Genomic DNA, 15090 nt, shown 5'->3' on the forward strand with positions numbered 1-15090 from the left:
ACAATCCTGTGAGAGACATAGTTTGGAAGAAAAAAATAAAACAACTATACATAAATACTTCATTTAACTCTAACGTAAAATAAATAAATTAGCATGACGCTACCTGCTCAGGAACATGCTCTTATCCTTGTACAACTGCCTGAAATACGGGTCGAATAAATCCTTGATGAAGTAAATTGCCTCGCCGGTGGATTTCATTTCAGGGCCTAATTCCTTGTTTACATTCGGGAATTTATCAAACGAGAATACAGGCTCCTTGATGGCATAACCGGTCAGTTTTTCTTTAAACGTAAAGTCTTTCAGCTTGTGCGTACCCATCATCACCTTGGTGGCAATATTTAAGTAAGGTATCTGGTAAGCCTTGCATATGAACGGTGTGGTTCTCGATGCACGCGGATTCGCCTCTATCACATACACCTTGTCGCCCTTGATGGCAAACTGAATATTAATCAATCCGCGAATTTCCAACGCTTTGCACAATTTTTCAGCATAGTGTTTCATCGTTTCGATGAGAATCGGCCCTAAGCTGAAGGGTGGCAATACCGAGTTACTGTCGCCGCTATGGATACCTGCCGGTTCGATGTGTTCCATCACACCCATGATGCGGACGGTTTCCCCGTCATAAATCGCGTCGATTTCCGCTTCTTTCGCGCGGTCTAAGAAATGGTCAATCAGAATGACATTATCCGGAATGTCTTTTAACAGATTGATGACAGATGTTTCACATTCCGCATCGTTAATGACGATTCGCATGCGCTGCCCGCCCAATACATAACTTGGTCTTACCAATACGGGATAGCCTACCTTATTCGCTACGGCCAATGCCTCATCCGCATCGGTGGCGGTGCCGTAATCCGGATAAGGAATCTCCAGTTCTTTCAGCAAATCGGAGAAACGTCCGCGGTCTTCGGCGATATCCATGCTGTCAAAAGAAGAGCCAATGATCCTAATGCCTCTTTCGTGTAATTTCTTGGAAAGTTTCAATGCCGTCTGTCCGCCCAGCTGCACAATGACCCCATCCGGTTTTTCATGTTCGATGAGTTCCCACAGATGCTCCCAAAACACCGGCTCGAAATAAAGTTTATCGGCGATATCAAAATCGGTGGAGACCGTTTCGGGATTACAATTTACCATAATGGCTTCATAGCCCACTTCCTTGATGGCCAGCAAACCATGCACACAGCAATAATCGAATTCAATACCCTGGCCGATACGGTTGGGGCCGGAACCTAATACGATGATTTTCTTTTTGTCGGAAACATGGCTTTCGTTCTCCGTATCGAAAGAAGAATAGTAATAAGGCGTTTTCGCTTCAAACTCCGCAGCACAGGTGTCCACCATTTTATAGACACGCCGGATACCCAATTCTTTTCGTTTCTCATAAACGGCATCTTCTTCTATTCTGCCCAGCAAGAATGCCAACTGCACATCCGAATAGCCTTTCTTTTTCGCCTTTACAAGGAGTTCTTTAGGAATGTTATGGAGGGAATATTTTTGGATCTCTTTTTCCAGTTTCACCAGTTCCTGAATCTGCATCAGAAACCAGTTGTCTATGCCGGTCAGCTTTTGGATGGTGTGCAAAGGAACACCTAAGTAGATGGCATCTTTAATTTTAAAGATTCTGTCCCAGCTCGGATGCTGCAGGCTGCCCAGTATCTCTTCTGTCTTGGATAATCCTTTGCCGTCCGCACCCAGGCCCACCTTGTTATTTTCCAGCGACTGACAGGCTTTTTGCAGGGCTTCGGCAAAATTTCTGCCGATACCCATCACTTCCCCGACGGATTTCATCTGGAGGCCAAGGGTGGAATCACAGCCGTAAAATTTATCAAAATTCCAGCGCGGGATTTTTACAATCACATAGTCTAATGCAGGCTCAAAGCAGGCCGAAGTGGTTTTGGTAATCTGATTGTTTAATTCATCCAGATTATAACCAATCGCTAACTTGGCGGCAATTTTGGCTATCGGATAGCCGGTGGCTTTGGACGCCAACGCCGATGAGCGCGATACCCGAGGGTTGATTTCAATGACAATGATTTCTTCCGTTTCCGGATTCACGGAAAACTGCACATTGCAGCCTCCGGCAAAATTTCCAAGTGCACGCATCATTTTCTGCGCCTGATTACGCATTTCCTGAAAAACAGGATCCGGTAAGGTCATGGCCGGTGCGACGGTGATGGAGTCGCCCGTATGAACGCCCATCGGGTCCAGGTTTTCTACCGTACAGATGATCACGACGCTGTCATTGGCGTCGCGCAATAATTCCAGTTCAAATTCTTTCCATCCCAATACAGCTTTTTCCACCAATACTTCGTGGATGGGAGATGCTTTCAGGCCATTTGCCAGCATCACCTCAAACTCTTCCGCTTTGTGGCAGAATCCTCCGCCCGAACCACCCAATGTATAGGATGGACGGATAACCAACGGATAACCTATCTTTTGGGCGGCTTCTTTTCCTTCCAGCATAGAGTTGGCAACGAAAGAAGGAGCCACCCCTAAGCCCAGCTCCACACAAAATTTTCTGAACTCTTCTCTGTTCTCCGTCGTTTCGATTACCTGTAAATCCACCCCGATTACACGTACGTTATATTTTTCCCACAACCCAATCTCAGCGGCTTCTTTACAAAGGTTCAAGGCTGTTTGTCCTCCCATGGTGGGTAAAACGGCATCAATTTTGCGCTCTTCCAGGATGTCGCTGATGGAGTCTATGGTTAATGGTTTGAGATAAATATGGTCTGCCGTCACTTCATCCGTCATGATGGTGGCCGGATTGGAATTGATAAGCGACACTTCAATACCTTCTTCACGAAGGGAACGGGCAGCCTGGGAACCGGAGTAATCAAATTCACAAGCCTGTCCAATGATGATAGGTCCGCTGCCGATGATCAGCACGGATTGAATCGAAGTGTCTCTTGGCATTTTGGGAAAGTTTGACAAAGATAATAAAAGTAAGAAGTGATAAGAAGAAAGCAGTGAGATTTTTTGTTATAGAATGGTTATTTGATGCAACAAAATGATGTATGAAGAAGTTAATTATTTATTATACACGTAATTTTTTGATTATTTTTGTTTTATGAGAAGAAATATCCCGTTTTTAATGCTGTTGCTGCTGTTCAGCAAACCGGCTTTTAGCGACCACTTGATGGGCGGGGAGTTCAGTTATAAATGCCTGGGAGGCAGCAACTATGAGATATCGTTAGTTATCTACAGGAATTGTAACAGTACGAATAATAATCTGGATATTGAATCTTTTATTACCGTCTTTGATAAAAATACCGGTGCATTCATTTCTACCTTTACGATTCCGCAGATATCCTCCGCCCGTATTCCCGTTCCGCCGAGCACACCCTGTTTTCAGGCACCGCCGGTTTGTGTAGATAAACTGTTATACAGAGGAACTGCTACACTGAGCGTTCCTGCAAATGGTATAAGATTGGTGTACCAGCGGTGTTGCAGAAACCCCGGCATTTCCAATGTGCCCAATGCCGGAAACTTTGGCAGTACCTATGAATTAATAATTCCACCTATATCAACAGCATCCTGTAACAGCTCACCTTCCTTTGATAATACGGCTCCGAATTTTATTTGCGTCAACCAGGAGTCCACATTTGATTTCTCTGCGACCGATCCGGATGGTGATGTGCTTACTTATGAGCTTTGTGCTCCTAAGCAAGGGGCGGATATCACAGACCCCGCACCTATACAGGCTAGTTTTCCTCCTTATCCGAATATCCCATATGGACTCGGTTTTAGTTTTAATACCCCCTTGGGATTTGGTGTCCCGATTACCATAAATGCCGCAACAGGACAGCTGAAAGTTACTGCCAGCACCGTAGGATTGTATATCGTGGGGGTTTGTGTCAATGAATTCCGAAACAATGTACTTATTGGGCAGACCATCCGGGATTTTCAGTTCAATGTAACGGACTGTAAAATTCCGGAAGCAAATCCAGCAGCAATACTGGACCCCGGATCCATTGGGAAGATCAATGATTCTACCTATGTCTTTTGTTCGTCTAAAACGATTGATTTCCAGAATTTGACTACCGGAACCGTTCTAAACCAGCTTTGGGATTTTGGTATAACAGGAAGGATGGACGATACTTCTGATTTGAAAAATCCCACTTTCACCTATACGGATACCGGTGTTTACAAGATTACCTTAATTACCAACAGGGGAACGGATTGTGCGGATACGGGCAGAATGTACATAAAGCTCAATCCAAAGGTGACACCTGATTTTGTAATGAGCCAGAATAATGTTTGTGCCGGTGTAAAAGTAACACTGACAGATGCGTCCTTTTCCGAACTAAATGACATCAATCAATGGCGATGGAAGGTTGGAGCGGATAGTGTCTTTACCCAAAATACGGCTGCTGTTATTACCGTTCCGGGAACGTATCCCATTGCTCTGAAAGTAGTGACATTAAGAGGTTGCCTGGGTACAGTGAGTAAACCATTAACGATTGCTCCCGGCCCGATTGCCGATTTCAGCCTGAGGCAGGTCTGTTATGGCATCAGCGCATTATACACCAACCTGACCACCATCAGCGGCGGAACGATTTCAAAATACTATTGGCATTTTGGAAACGGGATGATCGATTCTGTGAATATTAACCCAACCACCACTTATGCCGGCAATGGCAATTACAATGTGCAGCTGATTGCGGTTTCCAACAATGGATGCAGGGATACTGTTGTCAAAAATATCTCCATTATAGATTCCTTAAAGCCCGATTTTTCGTTTCCTGCCAATAACTGTCAGCTAAGCGCCGTTCAGTTTTCGAATACATCTACCGGAAACTTTACAGGCTATACCTGGCATTTCGGGGATGCCGCCAATTCCATTTCAACTGCCATAAGCCCGACCTTTACCTATCCGCTCGATGGCATATTTCCGGTGAAGCTGGTTGTTAACCACGCGATTTGCGGCAAAGACAGTATCCAAAAGAATATTATCATTAAACAAAAGCCAACGGTGAGTCTGCCGGCCAGTTTTTCCTTCTGCAATGGGACGACTGGTATGCTGACTGTTCCCAATACATTCGATTCCATTCGATGGAATACGAATCAGACGACAGGCAGCATTAGTGTGAACGGAAGTGTTAATCCAATTCGGGTGGATGTACATAAAAACGGATGTTCAGCCTTTGCAAGCACCAGCCTCCAACTAAAACCTAAACCTAATGCAGATTTTAGCTTGCGACAGGTATGTTATGGTATTAAGGCCTTATACACGAATCAATCTACCATATCGGGCGGCAGCATTCCGAAGGTATACTGGGATTTTGGAAACAGCAGCATTGACTCCACTAATGTGAATCCCGTTACCATATATCCAAATAATAATAATTATAACGTGCAGCTGATTGCCGTATCAGATTTCGGATGCAGGGATACTGTTGTTAAAAATATCTCCGTTATAGACTCGCTGAAACCCGATTTTACGTTTCCTGGAAGCAACTGTCAGCTTAGCCCTGTGCAGTTCACCAATACTTCTACAGGCAATTATACCGGCTTCAATTGGTTCTTCCGTGATGCCGCCAACTCGACTTCTACCGCCACCAATCCATCCTTTACCTACCCGCTGGACGGAACATTTCCGGTAAGGTTAATCGTCAATCATGCCGTTTGCGGGAAAGACACTATTGAAAAGAATATTATCATCAAATCCAAACCGTCAGTTTTTTTACCGTCAAATCTTCCGTTGTGTAACGGAAGTGTTGCGGTTCTCTCTGTCCCCAATCAATACGATTCCCTGCGTTGGAATACCAATGAAGCAACAAATAGTATTCTGGTGAACGGAAGTAAGAATCCGATTGCCATCAGCGTGTTTAAAAATGGCTGTACCAATTCTGCTGCCACGACCTTAGTTATTAAACCAAAACCGATTGCAGATTTTGCTACCGATAAATATTGCAGCAACAAACCAACTGCATTCATCAATACGTCTGCGGCAGCTGCACCTGACAGCATCGTACAGCACAACTGGAAAATCAACGGCGGTGCATTTGCATCACAGCAGAAAGAGCCTTTGTTTAATCTGAATCAGATAACGAATTACGACGTACAACTTATTGTAACGACGAACTCGGGATGTAAGGATACGTTCAACAGGATTTTATCCCTGCGTGATACATTTATTCCTGACATGATAATTCCTGCTTCCGTATGTTTTCGGAGTCCCGCACAGTTTTTTGACAGTTCTAAAGGAGATAACATAGATTATTCGTGGCTATTCGGGGATGGAAAAAATTCTATACTCAAAGATCCTGTTCATACCTATATTGCAGAGGGGAATTTCATCATCCGCTTAATTGTGCAAAATAAAAACTGTGGGACAGACAGCGTATCCAGAACCTTTAGCGTTCTGCCATTGCCGCGGATAACACTGGATGACAGCATCATCATGTGTCCGGGGGAACAGAGAAGTGTAATGGCAGAAGGGACCTACGACAGTGTTTTCTGGAGCAACGGCACCACCGTGAATCCGACGACTATTGATGGTTCGGAATCACCGGTGGTATTTACAGGTTTTAAATCGGGATGTAAAAGTTCCGATTCAGCCCGGATCGTGCTCAATTGTGATATCTATATCCCTACGGCATTTTCGCCGAACAACGATGGGTTTAATGATCTTTTCAATTTTATTCCTGTGAATGTAGCTTCTTATTTCCTGCGCATATACAACCGATGGGGCGAATTGGTCTTTGAAACAACCGATTTATCCAAAAGCTGGGACGGCACTTATAAAGGAACACCCTGTCCGATGGATAGTTATATGTATGTAGCGGATGGTATTAAGAAAGACAATAAGCCTTTTTCTGTGAAAGGGGCATTTACATTATTGAGATAAAAAATAAGATAAAACTATATTTATTACGTTGCTTTGGGATGATAAATCCCGAAGAGCCAGTATTATCTATGAATATAATCCGTACATTTAATACAGTATAATTCAACTTCCTCTTTCTGTATTGCAGCTTCCGAAGGAAAGTGTAGTTCTCGTAAAAAGTCTTTTAGTTTAAAAAGCATGGCAAAGAATTTCATCATTATCATTTTAACATGCTGGATTTTGCTGCTGTACCATAAGCAGCATAAAAATGCAGAATCGGAAAAGCCTGTTGTTTTTAATTCAACATTGCTCAAGAAAGAGGATACTGCGCAGTTTCTGATTGGTCCTTCCTGCAGTTTCATAGGTACCGTCATGAGCGGCTTATTTGAAGGGGTTCCGGCAGATACCGAAACGGAAACTGAATTGAATCGAATTATGGAGTTTACGGGATTGCCTGCGCATTTCTCCGTCTGGATTTCAGACAGTGTGAGTAATGCCTGTGCTTTTATTGACGGACTGGAAAACAACCGGTTTATTGTCTATAACAAAGAATTTCTGGACAGCGTTAAACAGGTAACAAACACGAATTGGTCGGTGATAAGTATACTGGCACATGAAGTGGCGCATCATTTATCAGGGCACACATTAATGAACAACAGCAACGCACGCATCAATGAACTCGAGGCAGACAGATTTTCAGGATTTATACTGGGCAAGATGGGTGCAACCAGAGAACAAGCCCTGGTAGCAATGGAATTATTGGGAGATGAAAGAGAGACGGAATCACATCCAGCAAAGAATAACAGGATAGGAGCCATATCAGATGGGTGGATGAAAGCATCGGAAATGAAAGATTCCTCCATTGCAGAGCAAGATAAATCGAGCATACCCGATACAATGGTTTTGAGTATTTCTCTAAGTGAATTAGATAGTTTCTTCAGTAACTGGATAACATATCAGAATAAGAACCTGTTTGAAAACTATTCAAACTATTATTCGACACAATTTCAGGGAATAAGAAGAGTATACACAGAAGGTGCGGCGGGGACAAAATATTGCAACCAGGAACAATGGTTAAAAGCACGGAAGAAAACATACGGTCAGGCCAAAAACCTGAATGTGTCGGTTCACAATATCAATATAGTTGATAAGGATTTAAACGGCATCACACTGAAATTTACACAACGCTGGCATTGTGATTTGTACGGAGACATCGGTGAAAAACTGCTGAAACTATATAAGCATCCGGGTGATGGCCAGATATATATCGTGTACGAAGAGATGATAAACAGCAATCCGCTGGAGAATCCTTAAAAACAATCAATGACACAAAGAATGAATACAGTGTCTGTAAAACGGTATATCTTATTGTTGATATTATGTGTAACCAGTTTGTACCTGTCCGCTCAATCCAGACATGCATTGCTGATAGGTATCAATAAGTATTATAAAAAAGAAAAAGACAGAACGGTGATTGATTCTGTCAATAGCCTGGAAGGTTGCATTAACGACGCCAAATCGATAAAGGAATTACTGACAGCCCGGTTTGGATTCAAAGAAAATGAAATCACTGAAATATATGATTCTCTGGCAACCAGACAGAACATATTGGCCGGACTGGATTCCCTGTTGAGTCGCAGTGATACGGCAGACATCGTTTTTGTGTATTATTCCGGACATGGAATGTCTTATAAATATGGCAAATCAGAGTATGCTACTGCGGAGGTGATTTGTCCTTCCGATATTTTTACCGGCGAAAAGAACGCCTCTGTCCAGACTTCTGCGCTTGCCAATAAGTTTAACAAATTCGTTGACAAAAAGATAATACTTACGGTGGTGTTTGACTGTTGTTTCAGCTTTGGGACAACCGGCAAAAAAAATGATATGTACAAAGAAGCTGCGAATCGGCAGGAAAATGCGGTGCTGTTTGACCTGACTGCAGAAAATGAAGAAGATGCGGTAAACGAAGAAAGTAAATATGCACCGATAAAACTGAAAGACAATAGCTTTTTAAATACTATTTCCACGCCATTACTGCCGGTTGAGCTATCAGGCGAAAAATACAGGGGAATAGATTTTAAAGACTACGCTGCTTACAGAAGCGATATGCCCGGAAATTCTGTTTGGGATTTTCGGTATGAATTTTTTCCAGCTAATCCACCATCAGAAAAACCAAACTCTCAGTTTTTATTTTTGTCGGCCACCAATGACAGGCAAAAGGCAGCGGAAAAGGCAGATGAGTCGGGGGTCCGGCACGGCGTCCTGACGAAAGCGCTGATCAATGTATTTAAAGAATCACCGGCAAAAGCAGCGATGACAGAGGTTTTCCAGAAAATAAAAAGCCAGCTTACCGATCAGTACGTTATCCAGACACCCCAACTGAGCACATCGCCCGTAAGGCAGCATCAGAATCTTCTGGGAGTGGATACATCCGTTATTCAGAATGTTTTTACAATGAGATGTGAACGGATTTCTGATCAAATGATGGTGTTTAACAAGGGGTTGCTTTCAGGGCTGAGCATCGGAAATTTGCTCGCTCATAAAGACAGGCCATCCATCACTGCAGAGATTATGGAGTTTATAAACGAGGATTCTTCAATTGCCCGGATAACAAACGGCAGCGGGATATTTGTCAGCCCGGGCGATACGTTTGTCGTGAAAGACTGGTATGCTAAATCGAAAAAAGCATTGCTTAAGATATATATACCCGGAGAAGGTTGCACGTTAGGCCGGCTGGATACGCTCTGCAGGAAACTGATAAAACCATTGCTGCGGGATTCACATTTTCTGCCGTATGAAAAGTCAGACAGTACCTGCTCTAAGATTTATATCAGCAATAATGGGAAAAGCATGACATATGTGGATGGTAAGACAAAAAAGAAGATTACCAAACCGAACCCGTCAGCAGCAGTCATCCGGAAACTATGTTCAGGACAGAATTATTTTATTTACCTGCCTGTGCCGGCAATATTAACCAATCAGATCAGGAAGGAATGCGAGCAGAATCAGAATTTTATGATTGTGGATAATCCTGAAAAGGCAGATGTGTCTTTGTACTGTGCCATCTATAAAGACCTGATGAATAATGTCTCAAACAATTACGTAAAATTATCCAGTATCCGTTTTTCTAAAATGATTAAACCGGTGCCGTTTAATCTGGTAATGACAGGAAGCAATGAAAATGCAGGAAAGATGAGGATTAACCCCGGGCACACCTTTACCCCGGAAAAATCATATGCTTTTAGTCCTTACAATATGCAGGTTGCTTCTGTTTTTGTTAAGTGGTTTCAATATAAAGCCAGCAGAAGAGGGTGGCTGAATTTTGCACCAAAGAGCAGATAAAAACGACTGCTCTTACAACATCGTCTCCTCTTCTACATTAGCATGGTTCGGATAGTCTGTCGTATAGTGTAATCCCCGGCTCTCTTTACGCAGCATGGCACTGCGGGTAATCAGATAGCCGATGGTAATCATGTTCCGGAGCTCCAGCAACTGCGGGGAAATGGTCGTCGTTTCATACAGCTCTTCCGTTTCTTTGAAAAGCAGATATAGCCTTTCCTGCGCACGTTTTAACCGTCCGTTGTTGCGCACAATGCCCACATAGTTACTCATGATATCTTTGAGTTCCTTGATACTCTGGGTAATGATGACCATCTCCTTCGGGTCGCTCGTGCCATCCGCATTCCATTCCGGAAAATTTTCGCCGGAAAATTCAATAGTGTCCAGCCGTTCACACACATCCAGAAATATCCGGTGCGCGAAAACCACCGCCTCTAATAATGAATTGCTGGCTAGGCGGTTGGCGCCGTGGAGGCCGGTATTGCTGCACTCTCCGCAGGCATATAAGTTCTTAATGGAGGTTCGTCCATAGGTGTCTACGTTAATTCCACCGCAGGCATAGTGTGCCGCCGGTACTACCGGAATCATATCTTTAAAAACATCAATACCGATGGATTTGCATTTTTCATAAATATTCGGAAAATGATGCAGGAAGTTGTCTTTGTCCATGTGGCGACAGTCGAGAAACACATTGTCTTCACCACTCTTTTTCATTTCATTGTCTATTGCTCTGGCTACAATATCCCTTGGCGCCAGGGAGCCTCGTTCGTCATACAGGGACATGAACTCTTTTCCATCTCTTGTTTTCAAAATGCCCCCGTCGCCACGCACCGCTTCTGTAATTAAGAAGTTGGGACTTACTCCCGGCTCGTATAAGGCTGTTGGATGAAACTGTACAAATTCCAGATTTGCCACCCGTCCTTTAGCCCGATACACCATGGCGATACCGTCTCCGGTGGCGATATTCGGATTGGTGGTCGCGCGATAGATTTGTCCAAAACCGCCCGATGCCAGCACCACCACTTTGCTTTCTATCTTTTCTATCTGATTCGTTTGTTTATTTAATACATATGCGCCATAGCACTGTATATTCGGTGTCACTCTGGTGATAATCCGGCCAAGGTGGTGCTGTGTGATCAAATCAATTACAAAGTGATGTTGGGATATTTCAATGTTTTTGGACTGGTGCACTTGCTCAAGTAATGCCCGCTCGATTTCCCATCCGGTGATATCCTTGTGGTGCAGCACCCTGAATTCGGAGTGGCCTCCCTCTTTGCCCAGTTTGTAATCTCCCCCGTCGCTCTTGTCGAAACGGGTACCCCAGGAAATTAATTCATTCACCCGTTCGCGCCCTTCCTGTATAACGATCTCCACCACTTCCTGGTTGCACAGGCCGTCTCCGGCAATCCGGGTATCCTGAATGTGTTTGTCGAAGTTGTCTTTTAAAAAATCGGTTACCACCGCGATGCCTCCCTGCGCATATTTGGTATTGCTTTCGTCTTCGCTGGCTTTTGTCAGGATGAGGATCTTCTTATCCGGAAATTGTTCTGCCGTTTTAAGGGCAAATGTAAGCCCGGCGATGCCGGAGCCAATTACTAAAATATCTGTCATGATGTAAAATTAAGGATTTACGCTGTACGAAATACAACTAAAAATGCCAAATTGTTCTGCAGTATTCAGATATTTGTAATTTCAAAAACAGAATGATGCCTATTTCCCGCTATATCGATCATACCTTATTAAAGGCTGCCGCTACAGAAGACGATATTCTTCAAATATGCAAAGAAGCTGCAGAATATGGTTTTTATGCAGTATGTGTAAACAGTTGTTATGTGCCGCTGTGCAAGGAATCATTAGCCGGACTGGGTGTTAAGATTGCAGCCGTAATTGGATTTCCGTTAGGCGCCATGTCGAATAAATCTAAAACAGAAGAAGCAAAAAATGCTGTTGCTGACGGAGCGGAGGAGGTGGATATGGTCATCAATATCGGTTTGCTGAAATCCGGTAAGCATTCGGAAGTCGAATCAGAGATCAGAATGGTAAAACAGACAATTGGCAAAAACACCTTAAAAGTCATCATCGAAACGTGTTATCTGTCAGACGAAGAAAAGAAGATTGCCACACAGCTAACTGTAAACGCCGGCGCTGATTTTGTCAAAACATCAACGGGTTTTGGACCCGGCGGAGCAACGATAGAAGATGTTATATTAATGAAATCTGTTACGAAGGGCAGTATACAAATCAAGGCAAGCGGCGGTATACGGGATTACGAAACGGCAAAAAGATATATTGACATGGGCGTTACCAGAATCGGTACCAGCAATGGCATACAGATTGTAACCGGACAAAAAGGAATGGAAGGAAATTATTAAAAGATAAAGAATAAAGTGAAATGAGTATACATATTGGAGCCAAAAAGGGAGAGATTGCAGAAACCATTTTGTTGCCGGGCGACCCGCTGAGGGCAAAACATGTAGCGGAAACATTCTTACAGGATGTCATTTGTTACAACGAGATAAGAGGCATGCTTGGATATACAGGTTATTATAATGGGAAACGCATCTCCGTACAGGGAACAGGCATGGGCATCCCTTCCATTTCCATCTATGTCAACGAGCTCATACGGGAATACAACGTAAAGAATCTGATTAGAATCGGTACAGCCGGTTCCTTACAGGAAGATGTACATGTAAAAGATATTGTCATGGCATTGGCCGCCAGCACCAATTCGGCGGTCAATTGGAATAAATTCAGCGGTGCGGATTTTGCTCCTACGGCAAATTTTGAATTGCTGTTAAAGGCCCATCATGCTGCGCAGGAATTGAATATTTCCGTAAAAACAGGAAATATATTGTCATCCGACGAATTTTATGATGAAGACCCGGACTATTATAAAAAATGGGCTAAATACGGGGTATTGTGCGTGGAAATGGAAACAGCCGCCCTCTATACCATTGCGGCAAAGTACAAGGCAAATGCACTGGCAATATTTACCATCAGCGATAGTCTGGTTACACATGAATCTACTTCTGCGGAAGAGCGTCAGGGATCGTTTAATGATATGGTGAAAATTGCATTGAATACCCTTTAGCGGACATATCATGCTTTTTGCTTATTAAAACTGTTCTTCCATTAAATATTCCTATTTTTGTCAGCATAAATCGTTTCAATTCTTTCAATATGCATAAAAAGATATTCTACTTCTTTTGCTCTTTAGTCATGATTTCCTGTGGCGGTGAAAATAAACGCGAATTTAAGTTGCGGGAAGCCAACGGCAGCAGGTATTACGGCGGCACTTTCCGTTACAATGAAGAAGAATATTTTAAATCTTTGTATCCGCTCAACATTACGGAAGTGACGGCCCACAGATTGTGCGAACAAATTTATGAAGGGTTGGTTACGTTTGATGACAGCTCCTTGGCCGTCGTTCCGGCATTGGCAGAAAGATGGGATATCGACCCATCCGGTACGAAATATACGTTCTATCTGCGCAAAGGAGTGAAGTTTCACGACGATGCATGTTTCCCGGACGGAAAAGGCAGGGAAGTAAAAGCAGCCGATGTCAAATACTGCCTAGATAGATTATGTTATCATAACCCTGCCGACAATCAGGGATACTGGATTTTTAAAGATGTGGTAAAAGGTGCCGCCGAATATGATTCGTTGACTGCACAAAAAATCGTACCTGCAACCGGTGTCAGCGGCGTTAAGATTATTGATGATTATACGATTGAGATAGAGCTGGAAAAGCCCTATGCCGTATTCTTAGCCCGACTCGGACTCATATTTGCAAAGATATACCCGCACGAGGCAGAAGAAAAATATGGAACGGAAATGCGCTTGCATTGCGTCGGGACCGGCCCTTTTTATTTGAAAATCAACAAGGATAATCAGGTGACTTTTCTCGCACGTAACCCGAATTACTGGGGTAAGGATGAATTTGGCAATCAGCTGCCTTACCTGGATGCCATCCGCGTCTCCTATGTGAAGGAAAAGAAAAATGAACTGATGGAATTTAAAAAAGGCAACAGTGATTTAGTCTATAAATTCCCGTTAGAAATGATTGATGAGATTGTTGACTTCAAAAAGAACCTGAAGCCGGAGTATAAACAGTTTCAGCTGCAATACCTGCCTTCGATGTCATTGCAGTATTATGGCTTCCAGCATCAGGGAAAAATTTTCAACAATGTGTATGTTCGGAAGGCGTTTTGTTATGCCATTGACCGGCAGAAGTTGTGTGACTTTACACTCAAGGGAACCGGCTTTCCGGCCAAATACGGCACGGTCCCTCCAGGTACGGGCACATTCGATTCTAAAACAGTCAACGGATTCACCTATGACGCCGCTAAAGCGCAGGAATACCTGACAAAGGCCGGATACCCGAAAGGAAAGGGGTTCCCGAAAGTAACCCTTGAGCTCAATTCAGGCGGTTCGCGCAACTCGCAGGTGGCAGAAGCCCTGAAGAAGATGATAGAGGAAACATTGGGTATTCAGGTGGATCTGCTGATTATTCCGTGGGCCCAGCATACAGAAGCGGTGGAAGCGGCAAAGACCGATTTTTACCGATTAGGATGGATTGCAGACTATCCCGATGCGGAAAATTTCCTGAACCTCTTTCACAGCAAATACGTTCCGGCGGATATCAATGAGAAAACATATATCAATTCATTCCGATACAAGAACAAGGCTTTTGATACCTATTTTGACGAGGCGATTGCGACGGTGGATGAAACCAAACGAAATGCATTATATACGAAAGCCGACCAGCAGGTAATCGATGATGCGGTAATATTGCCGACCTATTATGACATCGATTTCAGGCTCTTGCAGCCGAATGTGCGCAATTGCCCGCAAAATGCGATGGAACAACGTGATTTCTCCGAAGTATATTTCGTCCCGGTGAAAGGGAAGTGATTTAA

General features: G+C 43.5%; 8 protein-coding genes. 6 read left to right on the top strand and 2 right to left on the bottom strand.

Annotated elements, in window-relative coordinates:
* Positions 1–99 precede the first annotated feature (99 nt).
* Positions 100–2916 carry a carbamoyl-phosphate synthase large subunit gene (carB, locus tag IPM95_11710; GenBank protein ID MBK9329940.1) on the bottom strand — a complete coding sequence of 939 codons (2817 nt, stop codon included), beginning with the start codon at positions 2914–2916 and terminating at the stop codon, positions 100–102.
* 154 nt (positions 2917–3070) lie between these two features.
* Here carB and IPM95_11715 point away from each other — a divergent pair, with 154 nt between their 5' ends.
* The 3 genes from IPM95_11715 (at position 3071) to IPM95_11725 (ending at position 10174) form a co-directional block, all read left to right on the top strand.
* The gene (locus IPM95_11715) at positions 3071–6853 is read left to right on the top strand and encodes a PKD domain-containing protein (GenBank protein MBK9329941.1); all 3783 of its coding nucleotides are present in this window, start codon (positions 3071–3073) and stop codon (positions 6851–6853) included.
* Positions 6854–7030: 177 nt separating this feature from the next.
* Entirely contained in the window at positions 7031–8146 is a 1116-nt protein-coding gene (locus IPM95_11720) for a M48 family metalloprotease (GenBank protein MBK9329942.1), read from the top strand.
* A 21-nt stretch (positions 8147–8167) separates the two neighbouring features.
* Positions 8168–10174, top strand: a complete 2007-nt coding sequence (locus IPM95_11725) for a caspase family protein (protein MBK9329943.1) — start codon at positions 8168–8170, stop codon at positions 10172–10174.
* A gap of 12 nt (positions 10175–10186) precedes the next feature.
* Here IPM95_11725 and nadB read toward each other — a convergent pair whose 3' ends face one another.
* On the bottom strand, positions 10187–11782 hold the full coding sequence (gene nadB / locus IPM95_11730) for an L-aspartate oxidase (GenBank protein ID MBK9329944.1): 1596 nt from the start codon (positions 11780–11782) through the stop codon (positions 10187–10189).
* 95 nt (positions 11783–11877) lie between these two features.
* Between nadB and deoC the strand changes: the two genes are divergently transcribed.
* The 3 genes from deoC to IPM95_11745 all read left to right on the top strand — a co-directional run bounded on the left by deoC (position 11878) and on the right by IPM95_11745 (position 15085).
* A complete protein-coding gene (gene deoC, locus IPM95_11735; protein ID MBK9329945.1) occupies positions 11878–12543 on the top strand; it encodes a deoxyribose-phosphate aldolase in 666 nt (221 codons plus the stop codon).
* A gap of 20 nt (positions 12544–12563) precedes the next feature.
* Entirely contained in the window at positions 12564–13262 is a 699-nt protein-coding gene (gene deoD, locus IPM95_11740; GenBank protein MBK9329946.1) for a purine-nucleoside phosphorylase, read from the top strand.
* Positions 13263–13351: 89 nt separating this feature from the next.
* Positions 13352–15085 (top strand): ABC transporter substrate-binding protein, encoded by a 1734-nt coding sequence (locus tag IPM95_11745; GenBank protein MBK9329947.1) that lies wholly within the window; start codon positions 13352–13354, stop codon positions 15083–15085.
* The last annotated feature ends 5 nt before the right edge of the window (positions 15086–15090 follow it).

Source organism: Sphingobacteriales bacterium, assembly GCA_016719635.1.
Taxonomy (GTDB): Bacteria; Bacteroidota; Bacteroidia; order Chitinophagales; family JADIYW01; genus JADJSS01.

Excerpts from the sequence above, each read along its gene's own strand:
- carB (MBK9329940.1), bottom strand. The coding sequence starts at position 2,916 with ATGCCAAGAGACACTTCGATTCAATCCGTGCTGATCATCGGCAGCGGA.
- IPM95_11715 (MBK9329941.1), top strand. The coding sequence starts at position 3,071 with ATGAGAAGAAATATCCCGTTTTTAATGCTGTTGCTGCTGTTCAGCAAA.
- IPM95_11720 (MBK9329942.1), top strand. The coding sequence starts at position 7,031 with ATGGCAAAGAATTTCATCATTATCATTTTAACATGCTGGATTTTGCTG.
- IPM95_11725 (MBK9329943.1), top strand. The coding sequence starts at position 8,168 with ATGAATACAGTGTCTGTAAAACGGTATATCTTATTGTTGATATTATGT.
- nadB (MBK9329944.1), bottom strand. The coding sequence starts at position 11,782 with ATGACAGATATTTTAGTAATTGGCTCCGGCATCGCCGGGCTTACATTT.
- deoC (MBK9329945.1), top strand. The coding sequence starts at position 11,878 with ATGCCTATTTCCCGCTATATCGATCATACCTTATTAAAGGCTGCCGCT.
- deoD (MBK9329946.1), top strand. The coding sequence starts at position 12,564 with ATGAGTATACATATTGGAGCCAAAAAGGGAGAGATTGCAGAAACCATT.
- IPM95_11745 (MBK9329947.1), top strand. The coding sequence starts at position 13,352 with ATGCATAAAAAGATATTCTACTTCTTTTGCTCTTTAGTCATGATTTCC.